Below are 15,283 nucleotides of genomic sequence, written 5' to 3' on the forward strand. Positions count from 1 at the left end.
CGGCCCGCAAGATTTGCACCGGAAAACGCGCTGGCGCCAATACACATCCTGTTGAAAATATCGCCCTGCGTCATTGTTGCGCAGGCCAACCGCTCACCCGGGCTTGGCCTCGATCATGGCGATCAGCGTGCGCAGCCGGTCGGCCTCGTAGGGAGGCTTGTCGGGGCGAAGGCGGGCGATGCGGGGAAAGCGCATCGCCACCCCTGATTTGTGCCGCGTCGAGCGATTGATGCCCTCGAAGGCCACCTCGACGACGAAGCCGAAATCCCTGTCGGCGCGCACGGCCCGCACCGGCCCGAAGCGCTCGGTGGTGTTGTTGCGCACGAACTTGTCGAGCAGCTCGAGCTCGGCATCGGTGAAACCGAAATAGGCCTTGCCGACCGGCACCAGCTGTTCGCCGTCCTCGTCGTCGGCCCAGACGCCGAAGGTGAAATCGGAATAGTAGCTCGAGCGCTTGCCGTGGCCGCGCTGGGCGTACATCAGCACCGCATCGACGTTATAAGGATTGCGCTTCCACTTGAACCAGGGGCCTTTCATGCGACCGGCCTGGTAGATGCTGTCGCGCCGCTTGATCATCACCCCCTCGATAACCGGATCGGGCGGCGCGGCGCGCAAAGCGTCGAGCTCCTCCCAGGACGAGAAAGGCACGAGCGGCGAGAGATCGAAACGGTCATGGGGGGCGCGGTCGATGACCCCGGCCAGATGCTCGCGGCGATCGACATAGGCGCGGCCGCGAATATCCTCCTCGCCGTCAAACAGCAGGTCATAGGCGCGGATGAAGGCGGGGTAGTCATCGAGCATCCTCGCCGTCACCGTCTTGCGGTTGAGCCGCTGCTGCAGGTCGGAGAAGGTGCGCGTCGGGCTGTTGGAGCGGGCGGTGCCGCCGACCAAGAGCTCGCCGTCGACGACCCCGGAAAAATTGATCGCATCGAGAATATCGGGAAAGGCGCCGGAAATATCGTCGCCGGAGCGGGAATAGATCTTGCGCCGATCGCCGGAGCGGGAAAGCTGGACGCGGATGCCGTCCCATTTCCATTCGGCGGCATAGTCGGCCGCGGCGAGAGCGGTAAGGTCGCCCTCCTCCACCGCATTGGCGAGCATGACGGAATGGAAGATCGCCGGTGTCGCCAGCGCCGGTTTCTCGCCGCCGCCCGCCAGCCATTGAAACAACGTCTCGTAAGGCGGCTGCAGCCCGTGCCAGAGGGTTTCGATCTCGGTGACGTCCTTGCCGCCGAGATCGGCCAGCGCCTGCTTGGCAAGACGGGCGGAGACGCCGATGCGCATGGCGCCGGTCGCAAGCTTGATGAAGGCGAAGCGGCCGGAGGAATCCAGCCGGTCGAGCAGGTCGCGGACATAGCCGCGCACTTCGGTGCGGCCGAGCCCGTTCATGCGGGTGACGACCTCGCCGAGGCGCGGCTGGGAAAGGGCGGAGCGGTCGATATCCCGCTCATTGTCCCAGACCAGCGAGATGGTTTCGGCGAGATCGCCGACATAATCGTAGGAATAACGGAATAGCACCTCGTCCATGCGCTCCAGCACCAGTTCACGCAGCATGGCCGGCTTGACATTGCGCACCTCCAGCGTGCCGGCGATGGCAGCAAGCCCATAGCCGCGGTCGGGATCGGGCGTATCGCGGAAATAATCGGTCAGCAGCTTCAGCTTGCCGTTGCGGCTGGGGGTGAGCACGAGGCGGTCGAGGAGGTCGGCGAAGGCTTTCATGTCGGCCTCCGGGCTTGGCAAAAAGCCCCCTCCCCAACCCCTCCCCACAAGGGGGAGGGACTAATCCGCGGCACTGCCCTGCCCTTTTTCAACCTCAGCGTTCCCGGCGGTGATTTTGCGGCAGGACGGCGCGACACGTTAAGCCCCTCCCCCTTGTGGGGAGGGGTTGGGGAGGGGTTTTGATCCCGCACGCAGCTCATCTCAATCCGCCTCATCCTCATAACCCACCAGGTGCAGCGGTTTGGCTTTGATGCCCTGCAACTGGCACCAGCGCACCAACGCCTCCTCGCGGCCGTGGGTCACCCAGACCTCGGCCGGCTGCAGCTCGCGGATCGTTTCGGTCAATTCCGGCCAGTCGCAATGGTCGGAGATGACGAGCGGCAGTTCGACGCCGAGCTGTTTGGCGCGCTGGCGCACCATCATCCAGCCGGAGGCGAAGGCCGGCAGCGGTTCGTTGAAGCGGCGCGCCCAGCGATCGGCGAAGGCCGAGGACGGGCCGATGACGACGGCGCCCCTGAAGGCGGATTTGTCGCTGCTTTCGATGGTCGCCGGCAGCAGCGCGCCGAGATCGATGCCCTGGCCGATATAATAATCGCAGAGTTTTTCCATGGCGCCGTGGATATAGATCGGCTCGCCGTAACCGGCATCGCGCAGCAGCCGGATGACGCGCTGGGCCTTGCCCAGCGCATAGGCGCCGACGAGATGGGTGCGCTCGGGAAATTGGCGGAGCGAGGCCAGCAGCTTGCCGGTCTCATCGAGCGGATCGGGATGATGGAAGACCGGCAGGCCGAAGGTCGCCTCGGTGATGAAGACATCGCAGGCAACCGGCACATAGGGTGCGCAGGTCGGGTCGGGGCGGCGCTTGTAATCACCGGAGACGACGATGCGGGTACCGTTCTTCTCGATGGCGATCTGGGCCGAGCCGAGCACATGGCCGGCAGGATGAAAGCTCACCTTGACGCCGTTGACCAGCAGCTCCTCATTGAAACCGACCGCCTGCTCGCTGGCGCAGAAACCGTCGCCGTAACGCAGGCGCATGATGTCGAGCGTCTGGCGGGTGGCGAGCACGTTCACGTGACCGGGCCGGGCGTGATCGGAATGGCCGTGGGTGACGAGCGCCCGTTCCACCGGCCGCACAGGATCGACATAGAATCCGCCTTCCGGGCAATAGAGCCCTTCCGGGGCGGGATAAAGCAGCGCGTCAGCTCTCATGCAGCAAGAGATAGAGGCAAAAGGGCGCGAGGCCAGAGGAAGCGAGCTTCATCACCTTATCCCGTCGAGGAAGGATAAAATTGCGGCGTTGAACTGCGCGGGACGCTGCAGCGGCGCGAAATGGCTGACGCCGGGCAAGTAGATCATCTGAGCGTCCGGAATGCTGCGGGCGAGATATTCGGCATGTTCGGCTTTGATGAATTCGTCGTGTTCGCCGAGCACGATTGCGACCGGCACGCCGATGCGGCCGAGGTCGTCGGCCTGATAGTTCGGCTCGGTGCGCATCATCAGGCTCACCGCCTCGACGAAGGCATTGAAATCGTCCGGCGTGGCGGACAAGGCCGCATAATCCTTGGCGTGACGGCTGAAGCATCGGTCGATGACCGGGGTCGCAACGAATTCCAGCGTGCCGCTCGGATCCATGTTGCAGGCGAAGAAGAACACGCCCTCGACACGCGACGGCGACGTCATTGCGAGGGTTAGGGCGATACAGGCGCCGTCGCTCCAGCCGATGAATGCAGCCTGCTCCAGGCGCAACTCATCCATGACCGCAAGCACGTCGGCGGCCATCAGCTCATAGGTATAGGGACGGGCATCGCGGGTGCTGCGGCCATGACCGCGGCTGTCGATCAGCACAACGCGGCGGCCACTCTGGAGCAGCGCCGGGACCTGATAGCCCCAGTTGCCGCTATGGCCGAGGCCGCCGTGCAGCAGGATGACGGCCGGCCCGGCGCCGTAGCTCGCATACCAGATGCGGGCGCCCTCGCGCCCGACATGGCCTTCGACTGCGGCCGGCGGCAAGGGGTCAGCGCCTTGGGCTTCGAAATGGATGAGCTCGTCGTCGTGTCGTTCCATGGCGATGACAGTCCTTTCGGGTTTATAGGCAGCCAGCATAGAAAAGCCGGAAAACAGCCCAAGAACAACCAGAATCGCTTTCTAGCTGTTGCGTCCTTCGATGCAATCAGGGGGAGCAATATGGGCAGGATGCTTTTCTATTGCGCCGGCGCAATCGCGCTCGCCGCGGCCGGCATCTACCTCAACAATAGCAGCCTGCTTGCCGCGCATCGGCCGGGAAGCCCGGTGCTGCTCGCCCATCGCGGCATCGCCCAACGCTTCGACGAGACCGATTTGAAGAATGATACCTGCACGGCGAGCCGCATGCTGCAGCCGAAACACGATTATCTCGAGAACACCATCCGCTCGATGCAGGCGGGCTTTGCCGCCGGCGCCGATATCGTCGAGATCGACGTGCATCCGACGACGGACGGGCAGTTCGCCGTCTTCCACGACTGGACGCTCGACTGCCGCACCGATGGGCACGGTGTCACCCGCGAGCATGCGATGGCCGACATGAAGAAGCTCGACATCGGCTATGGCTACACCGCCGATGGCGGCAAGAGCTTTCCCTTTCGCGGCCGCGGCATCGGCATGATGCCGACGCTGGCGCAAGTGCTGTCGACCTTTCCGGATCGGCGCTTCCTGATCAACGTCAAGAGCCGCGATCCTTTCGAGGGCGAAAAGCTCGCCGCCGTGCTCAACCGGCTTTCGGCGGCACGACGGGCCGAGATCATCGTCTATGGCGGCGACGAACCGATCGACGTCATCCGCCGGCGCGTGCCCGATATCAAAACGGCCTCGCGCCAGAGCCTGAAGGGCTGCCTCACCGGCTATATCGGCTATGGCTGGACCGGCCTGCTACCGGATGCCTGCAAGCAGCGGATGATGCTGGTGCCGATCAATATCGCGCCCTGGCTCTGGGGCTGGCCGGACCGTTTCCTCAACCGGATGCAGGATGCCGGCACCGAAGTTTTCGTGCTCGGCCCTTATCGCGGCGGCGAATTTTCCACCGGTATCGACGACCCCGCGCAGTTGGCGCGGCTGCCGCAAAACTATGCGGCAGGCATTTGGACGAATGAGATCGAGACGATCGGACGGCTCCTGGAATGAGGGAGCGCCACCCGCCTCAGAACTCCTCCCAGTCACCGCCGGCGACTGCCGCGTTGCCATGGAAGGCTGCGCCCACCTTTGCAGCCATTGCCCGCGGCGCCGATGCGACGGGCCTGGAAGCGGCAGTTGCCACGGCGGGGCGCTGCTGGCGTGAGGCTGGGCCGCCGATATTGAACTGGCCCAGCAGCTGGAAAAGCGCGTCGGCTTCCTTGGCGAGGCTATGTGCGGCAGCCGTCGATTCCTCGACCATAGCGGCGTTCTGCTGCGTGCCCTGGTCCATGGTGTTTACCGCGGTGTTGATTTCCTTCAACCCCGTCGCTTGCTCCTTGGAACTCTCGACGATCGCAAGAACATTGCTGTTGACCTGCTGAACCTGGGCGACGATCTCTTCGAGAGCCTTGCCGGTTTCGCCGACCAGCGTCACCCCGCGCTTCACATGCTCGTTGGAGGCCCCGATCAGCTCCTTGATCTCCTTTGCCGCCTTGGCCGATCTCTGAGCAAGCTCGCGAACCTCTTGCGCGACCACTGCAAAACCCTTGCCGGCATCGCCGGCGCGCGCCGCCTCGACGCCCGCGTTCAGTGCCAGGAGATTGGTCTGGAAGGCGATTTCGTCGATGACGCCGATGATGTTGCCGATCTCTGCGGACGATGTTTCGATCTTGCCCATCGCATCGACGGCGCTGCGGACCACCGCGCCGGAACGCTCGGCGTTCTCGCGGGTCCTTCGAACCAGCTGGCCGGCTTCCTGGGCACGGTTGCTCGAATCGGAGACTGTTGTGGTGATCTCTTCAAGGGCGGCTGCGGTTTCCTCGACGGAAGCCGCCTGCTGTTCCGTACGCTTCGACAAATCGTCCGAGGCTGAACGAACCTGCTGGGCGCTGGCAGCGATGCCCGTCGCGTTTTGAGCCACGACCTGCATCGCTGTGCGCAGCTTGGTGGCCGCGGCGTTGAAATCGGTGCGGAGCCTTTCCAGTGTCGGAATGAATGGCGTTGCGACCTCCTGGGTCAAATCGCCGCCGGCCAGGCCCATCAAAGACGCCGCAAGCTGATCGACATTGTTGACGCGGGCGGTAACGTCAGTCGCGAATTTGACGACCTTGAACACCTTACCGTTCATGTCGAGGATCGGATTGTAGGTGGCCTGGATGTAGATCCTTTTGCCGCCCTTGCCGATGCGCAGGAACTCATCCGCCACGAATTCACCCGCTGCCAGCCGCTCCCAGAATCGGCGATAATCCTCGCTGTTTGCGTAGGCGCTCTCGCAGAACATGGAATGGTGGCGGCCCTGGATCTCGGCAAGCTGATAGCCGAGCGCCGACAGGAAATTCTCGTTCGCTGTCAGAATCTCTCCTTTCGGCGTGAATTCGATAACAGCCTGGGCGCGCGACAGCGCGTTTATCTTGCCGGCATCTTCGGCGCTCTGCAGTTTCTGCTTGGTGATATCGGTCGCGAATTTCACCACTTTATACGGCTTTCCGCCACTGAAGACGGGATTGTAGGAAGCTTCAATCCAGATTTCCCTGCCCGCCTTGCCGATGCGCTTGTATTGGCGCTGATCAAACTCGCCGCGGCTGAGCTTTGCCCAAAACTCGCGATAGTCGGCCGACGAGGCTTCTGCAGGCTGGACGAACATCCGGTGGTGCTGGCCGACAATCTCTGACAATTCGTAACCGAGCGCGGCGCAGAAATTGGCGTTGGCCGTCAGAATCTTGCCGGTGAGGTCAAATTCGATGATGGCCTGTGACCTGCTCATCGCCGCCAGTACGGCCTTCGCATCCGAACCGAAGCCGAATCCTAGTGTCTTCATGCTGTTCCCCCTAACTCAGCTCAAGGAAAGACTGCCGCGCCCCCACCGGACTTGCGTTGGAGGAGCGATCTGGGAATAGAATCCGGTAAATTCTTTAAGTTTGCATTAACCCCACCTTTGCCCAAGAGGAGCCCCCGCTGCCGGGCACAAGAACAGAAGAATTACAAATAGAATCAGTTATTTGAACGACACTTTCCGAAGGGTCGGCTTCGGCACAGCATGTGCCGGCGGGGATTCCGAGCGTGAAGACAGCGTTTTTTCACCTTTACCTGCCCTGAAAATTCTAAGAACGGTTTACTCTTTGTTAAGCAATCATCCGCCCCTTGTCCTCGTATTCCGGCGGTGAACGGCCTTTCTGTTTTCCCGCTGCAAGTGCATATTTCATCGTCCTTCGAGCGTGCAGAATCAGTTGCAGGACACGTCAACCGCGAAGCGCTGGATGCGATTGTTGATCGGAGAAAGACATGAAGCTCGAGGATGAGTTCAATCGAATTGAGGAAGTCGCTGCAGGCTTCAAGACGCATTACGAAGTGTTCAAATATATGAAGGGCCTCACACAGGACCTTGGAATGAATGCTTTCCTGTTCATGACGCTGCCGACGGTCGACATTGTCGAAATCGGCGCGGCCAAGATCATCACCAATTGGCCGGCGGAAATGGTGGATTACTATGATGCCCATAATCTGATGATCGACAGTCCGGTCATCCGCCGGATGCTGAGGTCGACCAGCCCCTTCAACTATGATGTCGAAGCGATCAATACCAATCGTGGAGGAGGCAAGAAGTCGACGGTCATCGAGCTGTTCAACCGATATGGCATGGAAAAAGGGGCCTATTTCCCCGTTCACGACGCGGCGGGCGGACGTGGCGCCATGTCGATTTCGGGTTCTCGGAATTTCAGCATGATCGAAATGGCGAAGCTCCTGTTCATCGCCACACTCATCTATGACCGGCTCTCGCAGCTGACATTGAACGAAAAGCACGAACCCATCGAGTTTACGCGGAGCGAACTGGACTGTCTCAGGCTCACCGCCGGCGGCAGGAAGGGCAACGAAATTGCAAAGCTTCTCGATCTCACCGAAAATGCGGTCAACAATCACATCGGCAGCGCGATCAAGAAGCTCGGCTGTACGACAAGAACGCAGGCAGTCGTCAGTGCTCTGCGTCTCAATATCATTCGAGTTTAGATCGCGGCGATCAGCAGGCTTATGAAATGACGTTCAGAGGTCCCGCGCCTGCAGCAATGCCGGGATCTCTTCCGGAGAGACGGGCTTCGAGAAGCGGTAACCCTGCGCCTCCTCGCAGCGCGCGTGACGCAGGAAATCCATCTGGGCGTCGGTTTCGACGCCTTCGGCAAGCACCGAAAGCTTCAACGTCTGCGCCAGCGAAATCACCGCCGAGACGATGGCGACGGCGGTCTTGTCGCCCGGCAGCGCCTCGACCAGCGAACGATCCATCTTCAGCCGGTCGAAGGGGAAGGTCTTCAGCGCCGCAAGGCTGGAATAGCCGGAGCCGAAATCGTCGATCGACAGGCGCACGCCGAGCGCCCGCAGCGATGCCATCATCGCAAGCGCGCGTTCGGCATCCTGCATCACCACGCTTTCGGTGACCTCGAGCTCCAGCCAATGGGATTGCAGGCCGTGGCGCTCCAGCGCCTCGGCGACGTGGCTTGCGAAATCAGGATCGGCGAACTGCTTGGCCGAGACGTTGACGGCGATCGTCAGCGGCGTCAGGCCGATATCCTGCCAGTTGCGCGCCTGGCGGCAGGCCTCGTTCAGCACCCAGAGGCCGAGGGGAACGATGAGGCCGGTCTCCTCGGCGAGCGGGATGAAATTGACCGGCGGCACCCTGCCCTTGGCCGGATGGTTCCAGCGGACCAGCGCCTCGATGCCGGTGATGCGGCCGGTGGCGACATCGACCTGCGGCTGATATTCGAGGAACAGCTGATCGCCTGTTATCGCCTGGTGGAGCTCCTCCTGTTCGCCGAGCGGCATGCCGACCGGTGCGCCGGCGCCATCGTGATGCTGCAGCGTATTGCGGCCGAGCTGCTTGGCGCGGTACATGGCGCGATCGGCATTGGCGAGGAGCTCTTCGGCGGTTGCGCCGTCGACGGGAAAGGCGGCAACGCCGATGCTCGAGGTGATGGCGATGTCACCGCTCACGGCGCGCATCGGCCGATTGATCGCCTTCTGCAATTCGCGCAGGCGCCGCGCGATGCCGGCGTCGTGGCTCGACTGGTGGACGAGCACCACGAGGAATTCGTCGCCGCCGAGCCGCACCACCATATCCGAGGCGCGGACGCTGTTGGCCATGCGGGTGGCGATCTCCTTCAACACCTCGTCGCCGGCGGCGTGGCCGCGGCCGTCATTGACGTCCTTGAAATTGTCGAGATCGATATAGGCGACGGTGACCTTGCGGTTGTTGCGCCGCGCCTGATCGAGGATGCTGGCCAGCCGCTCCTTCAGGAAGGCGCGGTTCGGCAGGCCGGTGAGATCGTCATGATGAGCCATGAAATGGATGCGGTCATCGACGCGCTTGCGCTCGATGGCGATGCCGGCGATGTGGGTGGCGAGCGCCACCAGCTTCATTTCATGCTCGGTCGGACGGCGGACTTCCCTGGAATAGAGAGCGAAGGTGCCGAGCACATTATTCTCGGAGGTGGCGATCGGCGTCGACCAGCAGGAGCGGAAGCCGAAGGGGGCAATCAGCGCGCGGAAATCCTCCCAGAGCGGATCGCTCATCACGTCCTCGACGATCACGGTCTGGCCGCGCCAGGCGGCGGTGCCGCAGGATCCGACCTTGGGGCCGATCGTGATGCCGTCGATCAGGCGGCTGTAGCCGCCGGGCAGATTGGGAGCTGCCCCGTGATAGAGCCTGGTGCCCTCGCTGTCGAGCAGCAGCACCGATCCGTCGATGCCGCTCAGCTGCGCCTCGATCATCAGCACCAGCGCTTCGAGGATCATCGGCAACGGCTCGTTGCGGGCAATCATTTCGAGCAGTTTCGCCTGGCCGCGATGGAGATCCTCCTGGAGCTTGCGTTCGGTGATATCGCGGGAAACACCGATCAGCCCGACGATTTCGCCGCGATCATCGCGCAGCGGAATCTTCGAGGTCAGCCGGCAGACCGGCCTGGGGCTGCCTGGAAGAACGACCGTTTCCTCCATGTCGATCCGGGTTTGGCCGGTCGCCATGATCTGCTGCTCAATATCGAAATGACGGCGCGCCACCTCGAAATCGAACAAGTCGAAATCGCGCTTGCCGATGATCTCATCGGCGCTCCTGAAGCCAAGATTGCTGGCGGTGACGGCATTGGCGAAGACGAAGCGGCTGTCGCGATCCTTGACGTAGAGGAAATCCGGCAGCTCGTGAAGAATCGCCTTCAGGCGCAGGTTCTCGACGCCCTCGGAGAGGTGATGGGCGGTCGACGCCATCATCGCTTCCGTCGCGGCGACGAAGCGCCGCGTTTCGGCCGTCAGGGCTTCGGCCGATTCCCATCGCCTGGCACTCGGTTCGTGCATAACCCCATTCTCCCCGGCCCCGCAGTCGTCATTTCCCTTCAAAGTAGTCCTGAAGTCCTTCGGCTTGCTTAAGTGAAAGAGTGAACAACACGCCAAAATAAGCGGCGAGATCCTGCCCTCAACCCCGCCTGCAAGCGCAATTTCGCGCGCGGCGGAAAAGTCTGTGCCAAAAGAGGACAGGCGGGATGGCACGTTTCCTGCTACGGGCAGGCCATGACAAGCGCCAGAATGCCTTCACGCCGCGACATGCTTCTCCTTCTCGCCGCCTCGGCGGTTGCGGGCGGGACATCGCGCGCGTTTGCCTCGCCGCTGACGGCGGCCGCCCAGCCCGATCTGCGCGGCGCCATCGACGCGGTGGAATATCGCGCCATTCCCGAAAGCGGCGACCGCAAGGCCCGCAACCTGGAGCAGATGATCAAACAGGCGGCGGCCGAGAACGTGCCGGTCTTCCTGCCGCCCGGCACCTACCGGATCTCCAATCTCACCTTGCCCGACAATACCCGCATCACGGGCGTGCCCGGCGCCTCACGGATCGTCTACACCGGCGAAGGCCACCTCTTCGCGGCCGAGAATGTGCGGCGCATCGAGCTTTCCAATCTCGTCATCGACGGCGGCAACCGCTGGCTCGGCGATTATGCCGGCGGGCTCGTGCAATTTACCGGCGTTGACGAGGTGCTGATCGACAATTGCGAAATCGGCGGCAGCCGCAAGCACGGCCTGCAGCTGGAGCGGTGCGGCGGACGGATCGAGCGCAGCCGCATCTCAGGTGCGGCCCAAGCCGGGCTCTACGCGGTGGATTCCGCCAATCTTTCGGTCACCGGAAATACGATCGCCGATTGCGGCAATGGCGGCATTCTCGTGCATCGCTGGAAGAAGTCGGAAGACGGCACGGTCGTTTCCGGCAACCGGATTTCCAACATCCGCGCCAATGACGGCGGCACCGGCCAGAACGGCAACGGCATCAACATCTTCCGCGCCGACGGGGTGATGGTGGTGAACAACCATATTTCCGACTGCGCCTTTACGGCGATCCGCGCCAATTCCGCCTCCGACATCCAGATCAGCAGCAACCAGTGCCGGCGCTCCGGTGAGACGGCGATCTATGTCGAATTCGCCTTCGAGGGTGCGGTGGTCTCCGCCAACATGATCGACGGGGCGGCCAATGGCATCTCGATCGCCAATTTCGACGAAGGCGGCAGGCTCGCGAGCGTCACCGGCAATGTCGTGCGCAACCTGACGCTGAAGGGGCCCTACCAGCACGAGGTCGGCTTCGGCATCGGCATCGCGGCGGAGGCCGATACGCTGGTGTCGGCCAATGTGATCGAAGGGGCGCCGCGCTGGGGACTGCAGATCGGCTGGGGCGCCTATCTGCGCAATGTCGTCGTCAGCGGCAATGTGGTGCGCAAGGCCCCGGTCGGCTGCGCCGTCTCGGTCGCCGACGGCGCCGGCACCGCCGTCATCACCGACAACGTCTTCCAGGAAACCACCGACGGCGCGGTTCTCGGCTTCGAGTGGGAGAAAAAAGTCTCCGGCGAGCTGGCGAACGGCGGCTCGCCCTATGGGCAGCTCACCATCGAGCGAAACCGCATGTCCTGACGGACCGGGCGGCTTTCAACGCCAGCGGCTCTGCCGGCGATAAGACCTCACGCACTTGAATTCATAGCGTCGTCACTGCGTCTGATAGGTGCCGGTGATGGTCGCTTCCGCCAAGGCATGTTTCTTTGCCTCCGCCCACATGGCGCTGATGCCGGCGGCATCGGGTGTCAGAAGCTTCGGCACGTCGAGAGCGGCGAGGCGGAAAATATAGTGGTGCGGGCGATCGCCTTGCGGCGGTTGCGGGCCGTCGTAACGGGCATTGCCGAAATCGTTCTTGTAGAAGCGCGGCGCCTGTTCGGGTGCGGTATCGACGCTTTCGGCCAGTTCAGTCCACTGCGCCGGGATATTGGCGATACCGCAGTGGCGGAAGGTGCCACGAGGGGCATCCGGATCCTCGACCACCAGAGCAAAGCTCCTAGTCTCGTCGGGGGCGCCGCTCCAGGCAAGCGGCGGAAAGAGATTCTCGCCCGCGCGCGCATATTTCTTCGGGATCGGCTGATCCTGCGCAAAGGCCTTGCTGATCAATGTCAAAGTCATGACATTCTCCTTTGTCTTCTCCTTTGTCCTTCAGGGACGACCGCTTCCCTTCTTATGGTCGCTTTCCTGATTGCGGCCGCGCATGATGGTGCGATCGTCGCTGCCCGTATCCGGGTCGGGCTTCAAATCATTGCCTTTCCGATGCGCCTGCCTCGCCTGCGCACTGCGCTGCAGATCTGCTGCGGCGTCGAAATCTTTGTCGGCATTTGCCGTTTTCTCGCGTTTTTCGATGACGCGAAGCTGCTGTTCATGCGTCTTCTTCCCCGTCATGACATTCCTCCTGTCTCAGCGCGCCCCTGCCTTTAGGGTCGAACCCGCCGGCCTTCTCATTGTTCCCCGGGCCGGGGAAATGTGCTTCCGACCGATGGCGATTTCCGGCATTACGCAGCCGCATCAAAAGCTTTCATCGTCCCATCAGCGGCGAGGACTTTTTCGAGCGAGGTCCGGCGTTTACGGTTTCTCCGACACATCGACGGGGTATGGCCATGCTGACAATCTACGGAGTCTATCGATCGCGCGCCTCGCGGGTCTACTGGATGGCGCATGAGCTGGGGCTCGAATTCCGCTCCGTGCCGGTGCTGCAGGCAAGGCGGCTCGCGGAGCCCCTATCCGAGGAAGCGCCGCTCAACACCCATTCGCCTGACTTCGCAGCCGTCAATCCGATGGCGCAGATCCCCAGCATCCGCGACGGCGACCTCGTCATGCACGAGTCGCTGGCGATCAATCTTTACCTCGCCCGCAAACATGGCGGGCCGCTTGCCGGGCAAACCGTCGAAGAAGACGGATTGCTGGCGATGTGGACGATCTGGGCGGCCTCGCAAGTCGAGCCGCATTCGGTCAAGATCGTGCTGACCTATGACAACGGCCTCGAAAACAGCGCAGAGGGCAAGGAGACGATCGCGGCCGCCTGTTATGGCCTGCGCCGGCCACTTGCGGCGCTCGAAAGCCAGCTTTCAGACCGGCAATGGATCGTCGGCGACCGCTTCACCGTCGCCGACCTCAACATTGCCGAGGTGCTGCGCTATGCCCAGAGCGAGGCGGAGCTTCTCGATGCGCATCCGAATACCAAGGCGTGGATCGAACGCTGCCAGTCCCGCCCCGCTTACAAGGCAATGCAGGCGGCCCGCAGCAGGGAACCGGTCGAGGTCTGAGGGCGACGGTTTGCAATCAGCGTACCGTGCGCTCGGGCACGATCCGGAATTCAGGCCGGCACGAGCTGACATCACCACCTTCTATTGCAGCAGCGATGCCAGACCGTAGAAGGCTGCAGACACCGCTGCAGCCGCCGGCATCGTGACGATCCAGGCGATCACGATGTTGCCAGCCAACCCCCAGCGCACGGCTGAAACACGGCGTGCAGCGCCCACTCCGATGATTGCGCCGGTGATGGTGTGCGTGGTCGAGACGGGAATGCCGAGCCAAGTCGCCCCGAACAGCGTCAATGCTCCGCCCGTCTCGGCGCAGAACCCCTGCATCGGATTGAGCCGCGTGATCTTCGACCCCATGGTATGAACGATCCGCCAGCCGCCAAAAAGCGTTCCAAGCGCCATCGCCGCTTGGCAGGAAATGACCACCCAGAACGGCACGTAGAAGGTCGAGCCGAGATATCCCTGGCTGAACAGGAGCACGGCGATGATGCCCATCGTCTTCTGCGCATCGTTTCCGCCATGACCGAGCGAATAGAGCGATGCTGAAACGAACTGCATCACGCGAAAGGTTCGATCGACCGCATAGGGCGTCTGCCGAATGAACGACCAGGAGACGGTGAGCACCAGCAGCAGCGCCAGAAAGAAGCCGATGGCCGGGGAAAGGAAAATCGCGCCGACTGTCTTGAGAAGGCCGCTCCAGACAATCGCGCTGAAGCCCACCTTGGCCAAACCGGCGCCCACCAGTCCGCCGATAAGCGCATGTGACGAGCTGGATGGAATTCCGAAGATCCAGGTGAGAATGTTCCAGATGATCGCCCCCATCAGCGCGGAGAAGATCACTTGCGGCGATACGATCGCTGGGTCGATGATGCCGGTCCCCAGCGTCTCGGCCACATGCAAGCCGAAAAACAGGAAGGCGATGAAGTTGAAGAATGCCGCCCAGGCGACTGCATATTGTGGTCGAAGCACGCGGGTCGACACGATGGTGGCGATGGAATTGGCGGCATCGTGGAGGCCGTTGAGAAAGTCGAAGAAAAGAGCGACAAGAACCAGCCCGGCGAGCAGCGGGAAAGCGAGAGACGCATCCATCAGACGTTCTCGATGAGAATGCCGCTGATTTCGTTGGCGACATCCTCGAAGCGGTCGACGACTTTCTCCAGCTCCGCGTAGATTTCGCTGCCGATCAGGTAGGCCATCGCATTGCCGGCGGCGCCATGATGCAAGAACAGTTCCTTCAGTCCTTGATCATAGAGTTCGTCGGAACGGCCTTCCACCCGCGTAACCTCTTCCGCAATGGCGGAAAGACGCTGCGCATTGGCGCCCACCCTGTCGAGAAGCGGTATCGCTTCGGCGATCAACTTCGCGGCCTTGACGATTTCGCCGCCCATCTGCTGCATGAGCGGATCGAAGCTCGACTGATCGAACAGGCGGATGGTCTTGACCGTCTTATGCATCATGTCGATCGCATCATCCATCGACTGGATCAGGTCCTTGATGTCGCCACGGTCAAAAGGTGTGATGAAGCTTCGACGGACGGCGAGAAGGACCTCGCGAGTGACGTCGTCGGCTTCGTTTTCCAAAGTGACGATGCGTTCGCAGTTCTTCTCGACGTCATTGCCTTTCAAAAGTTCGTCCAAGGCGTGCGCCGCAGCAACGACGGTTCTCGAGTGGGTGGAAAACATTTCGAAGAACTTATCTTCCCGTGGCATCAGCCTGCGAAAAATGCTCATCATGCCAGCGGACCTTCCTCGTGCGGCTGATTGTCATAAATCTGTCATAAACACGCCCGGACTGGTGAA

13 protein-coding genes are annotated in these 15,283 nt (G+C 62.1%); 4 read left to right on the top strand and 9 right to left on the bottom strand.

Annotated elements, in window-relative coordinates:
- Window positions 1-93: 93 nt before the first annotated feature.
- The 3 genes from K6M89_RS05395 to K6M89_RS05405 form a co-directional block, all read right to left on the bottom strand.
- Window positions 94-1,719 (bottom strand): cisplatin damage response ATP-dependent DNA ligase, encoded by a 1,626-nt coding sequence (locus K6M89_RS05395; RefSeq protein ID WP_222138670.1) that lies wholly within the window; start codon window positions 1,717-1,719, stop codon window positions 94-96.
- A 201-nt stretch (window positions 1,720-1,920) separates the two neighbouring features.
- Window positions 1,921-2,931: a ligase-associated DNA damage response exonuclease gene (locus K6M89_RS05400; protein WP_222138671.1), complete on the bottom strand. Its 1,011-nt coding sequence runs from the start codon at window positions 2,929-2,931 to the stop codon at window positions 1,921-1,923.
- Window positions 2,932-2,982: 51 nt separating this feature from the next.
- The gene (locus K6M89_RS05405; protein WP_222138672.1) at window positions 2,983-3,786 is read right to left on the bottom strand and encodes an alpha/beta fold hydrolase; all 804 of its coding nucleotides are present in this window, start codon (window positions 3,784-3,786) and stop codon (window positions 2,983-2,985) included.
- Between the two features lie 120 nt (window positions 3,787-3,906).
- Here K6M89_RS05405 and K6M89_RS05410 point away from each other — a divergent pair, with 120 nt between their 5' ends.
- Entirely contained in the window at window positions 3,907-4,878 is a 972-nt protein-coding gene (locus tag K6M89_RS05410; RefSeq protein WP_222138673.1) for a glycerophosphodiester phosphodiesterase family protein, read from the top strand.
- A 16-nt stretch (window positions 4,879-4,894) separates the two neighbouring features.
- Here K6M89_RS05410 and K6M89_RS05415 read toward each other — a convergent pair whose 3' ends face one another.
- On the bottom strand, window positions 4,895-6,685 hold the full coding sequence (locus K6M89_RS05415) for a methyl-accepting chemotaxis protein (RefSeq protein ID WP_222138674.1): 1,791 nt from the start codon (window positions 6,683-6,685) through the stop codon (window positions 4,895-4,897).
- A gap of 464 nt (window positions 6,686-7,149) precedes the next feature.
- Between K6M89_RS05415 and K6M89_RS05420 the strand changes: the two genes are divergently transcribed.
- Window positions 7,150-7,872 (top strand): LuxR family transcriptional regulator, encoded by a 723-nt coding sequence (locus tag K6M89_RS05420; RefSeq protein ID WP_222138675.1) that lies wholly within the window; start codon window positions 7,150-7,152, stop codon window positions 7,870-7,872.
- Between the two features lie 33 nt (window positions 7,873-7,905).
- Here the strand turns inward: K6M89_RS05420 and K6M89_RS05425 are convergent, their stop codons facing one another.
- A complete protein-coding gene (locus tag K6M89_RS05425) occupies window positions 7,906-10,203 on the bottom strand; it encodes a sensor domain-containing protein (RefSeq protein WP_222138676.1) in 2,298 nt (765 codons plus the stop codon).
- Window positions 10,204-10,431: 228 nt separating this feature from the next.
- On the opposite strand from K6M89_RS05425, the gene K6M89_RS05430 reads away from it, so the two are divergent.
- Window positions 10,432-11,799: a TIGR03808 family TAT-translocated repetitive protein gene (locus K6M89_RS05430; protein WP_222138719.1), complete on the top strand. Its 1,368-nt coding sequence runs from the start codon at window positions 10,432-10,434 to the stop codon at window positions 11,797-11,799.
- A 72-nt stretch (window positions 11,800-11,871) separates the two neighbouring features.
- Here K6M89_RS05430 and K6M89_RS05435 read toward each other — a convergent pair whose 3' ends face one another.
- Both K6M89_RS05435 and K6M89_RS05440 read right to left on the bottom strand, forming a co-directional pair.
- Window positions 11,872-12,336, bottom strand: a complete 465-nt coding sequence (locus K6M89_RS05435; RefSeq protein WP_222138677.1) for a YbhB/YbcL family Raf kinase inhibitor-like protein — start codon at window positions 12,334-12,336, stop codon at window positions 11,872-11,874.
- A 30-nt stretch (window positions 12,337-12,366) separates the two neighbouring features.
- Window positions 12,367-12,606 (bottom strand): hypothetical protein, encoded by a 240-nt coding sequence (locus K6M89_RS05440; protein WP_222138678.1) that lies wholly within the window; start codon window positions 12,604-12,606, stop codon window positions 12,367-12,369.
- 215 nt (window positions 12,607-12,821) lie between these two features.
- On the opposite strand from K6M89_RS05440, the gene K6M89_RS05445 reads away from it, so the two are divergent.
- Window positions 12,822-13,487 (top strand): glutathione S-transferase family protein, encoded by a 666-nt coding sequence (locus tag K6M89_RS05445; protein ID WP_222138679.1) that lies wholly within the window; start codon window positions 12,822-12,824, stop codon window positions 13,485-13,487.
- Window positions 13,488-13,568: 81 nt separating this feature from the next.
- On the opposite strand, the gene K6M89_RS05450 is transcribed toward K6M89_RS05445, so the two are convergent.
- Together K6M89_RS05450 and K6M89_RS05455 are read right to left on the bottom strand one after the other, a co-directional pair.
- Window positions 13,569-14,573: an inorganic phosphate transporter gene (locus K6M89_RS05450; RefSeq protein ID WP_183840983.1), complete on the bottom strand. Its 1,005-nt coding sequence runs from the start codon at window positions 14,571-14,573 to the stop codon at window positions 13,569-13,571.
- Complete coding sequence (locus tag K6M89_RS05455; protein ID WP_222138680.1) at window positions 14,573-15,217, bottom strand: DUF47 domain-containing protein; 645 nt, start codon at window positions 15,215-15,217, stop codon at window positions 14,573-14,575. The genes K6M89_RS05450 and K6M89_RS05455 overlap by 1 nt, the downstream gene beginning before the upstream one ends.
- Window positions 15,218-15,283: the final 66 nt, after the last annotated feature.

The organism is Rhizobium croatiense (assembly GCF_019793465.1).
Taxonomy (GTDB): Bacteria; Pseudomonadota; Alphaproteobacteria; order Rhizobiales; family Rhizobiaceae; genus Rhizobium; species Rhizobium croatiense.

Coding starts and splice junctions, on each gene's coding strand:
- K6M89_RS05410 (WP_222138673.1), top strand. CDS start 3,907: ATGGGCAGGATGCTTTTCTATTGCGCCGGCGCAATCGCGCTCGCCGCG.
- K6M89_RS05430 (WP_222138719.1), top strand. CDS start 10,432: ATGCCTTCACGCCGCGACATGCTTCTCCTTCTCGCCGCCTCGGCGGTT.
- K6M89_RS05435 (WP_222138677.1), bottom strand. CDS start 12,336: ATGACTTTGACATTGATCAGCAAGGCCTTTGCGCAGGATCAGCCGATC.
- K6M89_RS05450 (WP_183840983.1), bottom strand. CDS start 14,573: ATGGATGCGTCTCTCGCTTTCCCGCTGCTCGCCGGGCTGGTTCTTGTC.
- K6M89_RS05415 (WP_222138674.1), bottom strand. CDS start 6,685: ATGAAGACACTAGGATTCGGCTTCGGTTCGGATGCGAAGGCCGTACTG.
- K6M89_RS05455 (WP_222138680.1), bottom strand. CDS start 15,217: ATGATGAGCATTTTTCGCAGGCTGATGCCACGGGAAGATAAGTTCTTC.
- K6M89_RS05405 (WP_222138672.1), bottom strand. CDS start 3,786: ATGGAACGACACGACGACGAGCTCATCCATTTCGAAGCCCAAGGCGCT.
- K6M89_RS05440 (WP_222138678.1), bottom strand. CDS start 12,606: ATGACGGGGAAGAAGACGCATGAACAGCAGCTTCGCGTCATCGAAAAA.
- K6M89_RS05420 (WP_222138675.1), top strand. CDS start 7,150: ATGAAGCTCGAGGATGAGTTCAATCGAATTGAGGAAGTCGCTGCAGGC.
- K6M89_RS05400 (WP_222138671.1), bottom strand. CDS start 2,931: ATGAGAGCTGACGCGCTGCTTTATCCCGCCCCGGAAGGGCTCTATTGC.
- K6M89_RS05445 (WP_222138679.1), top strand. CDS start 12,822: ATGCTGACAATCTACGGAGTCTATCGATCGCGCGCCTCGCGGGTCTAC.
- K6M89_RS05425 (WP_222138676.1), bottom strand. CDS start 10,203: ATGCACGAACCGAGTGCCAGGCGATGGGAATCGGCCGAAGCCCTGACG.
- K6M89_RS05395 (WP_222138670.1), bottom strand. CDS start 1,719: ATGAAAGCCTTCGCCGACCTCCTCGACCGCCTCGTGCTCACCCCCAGC.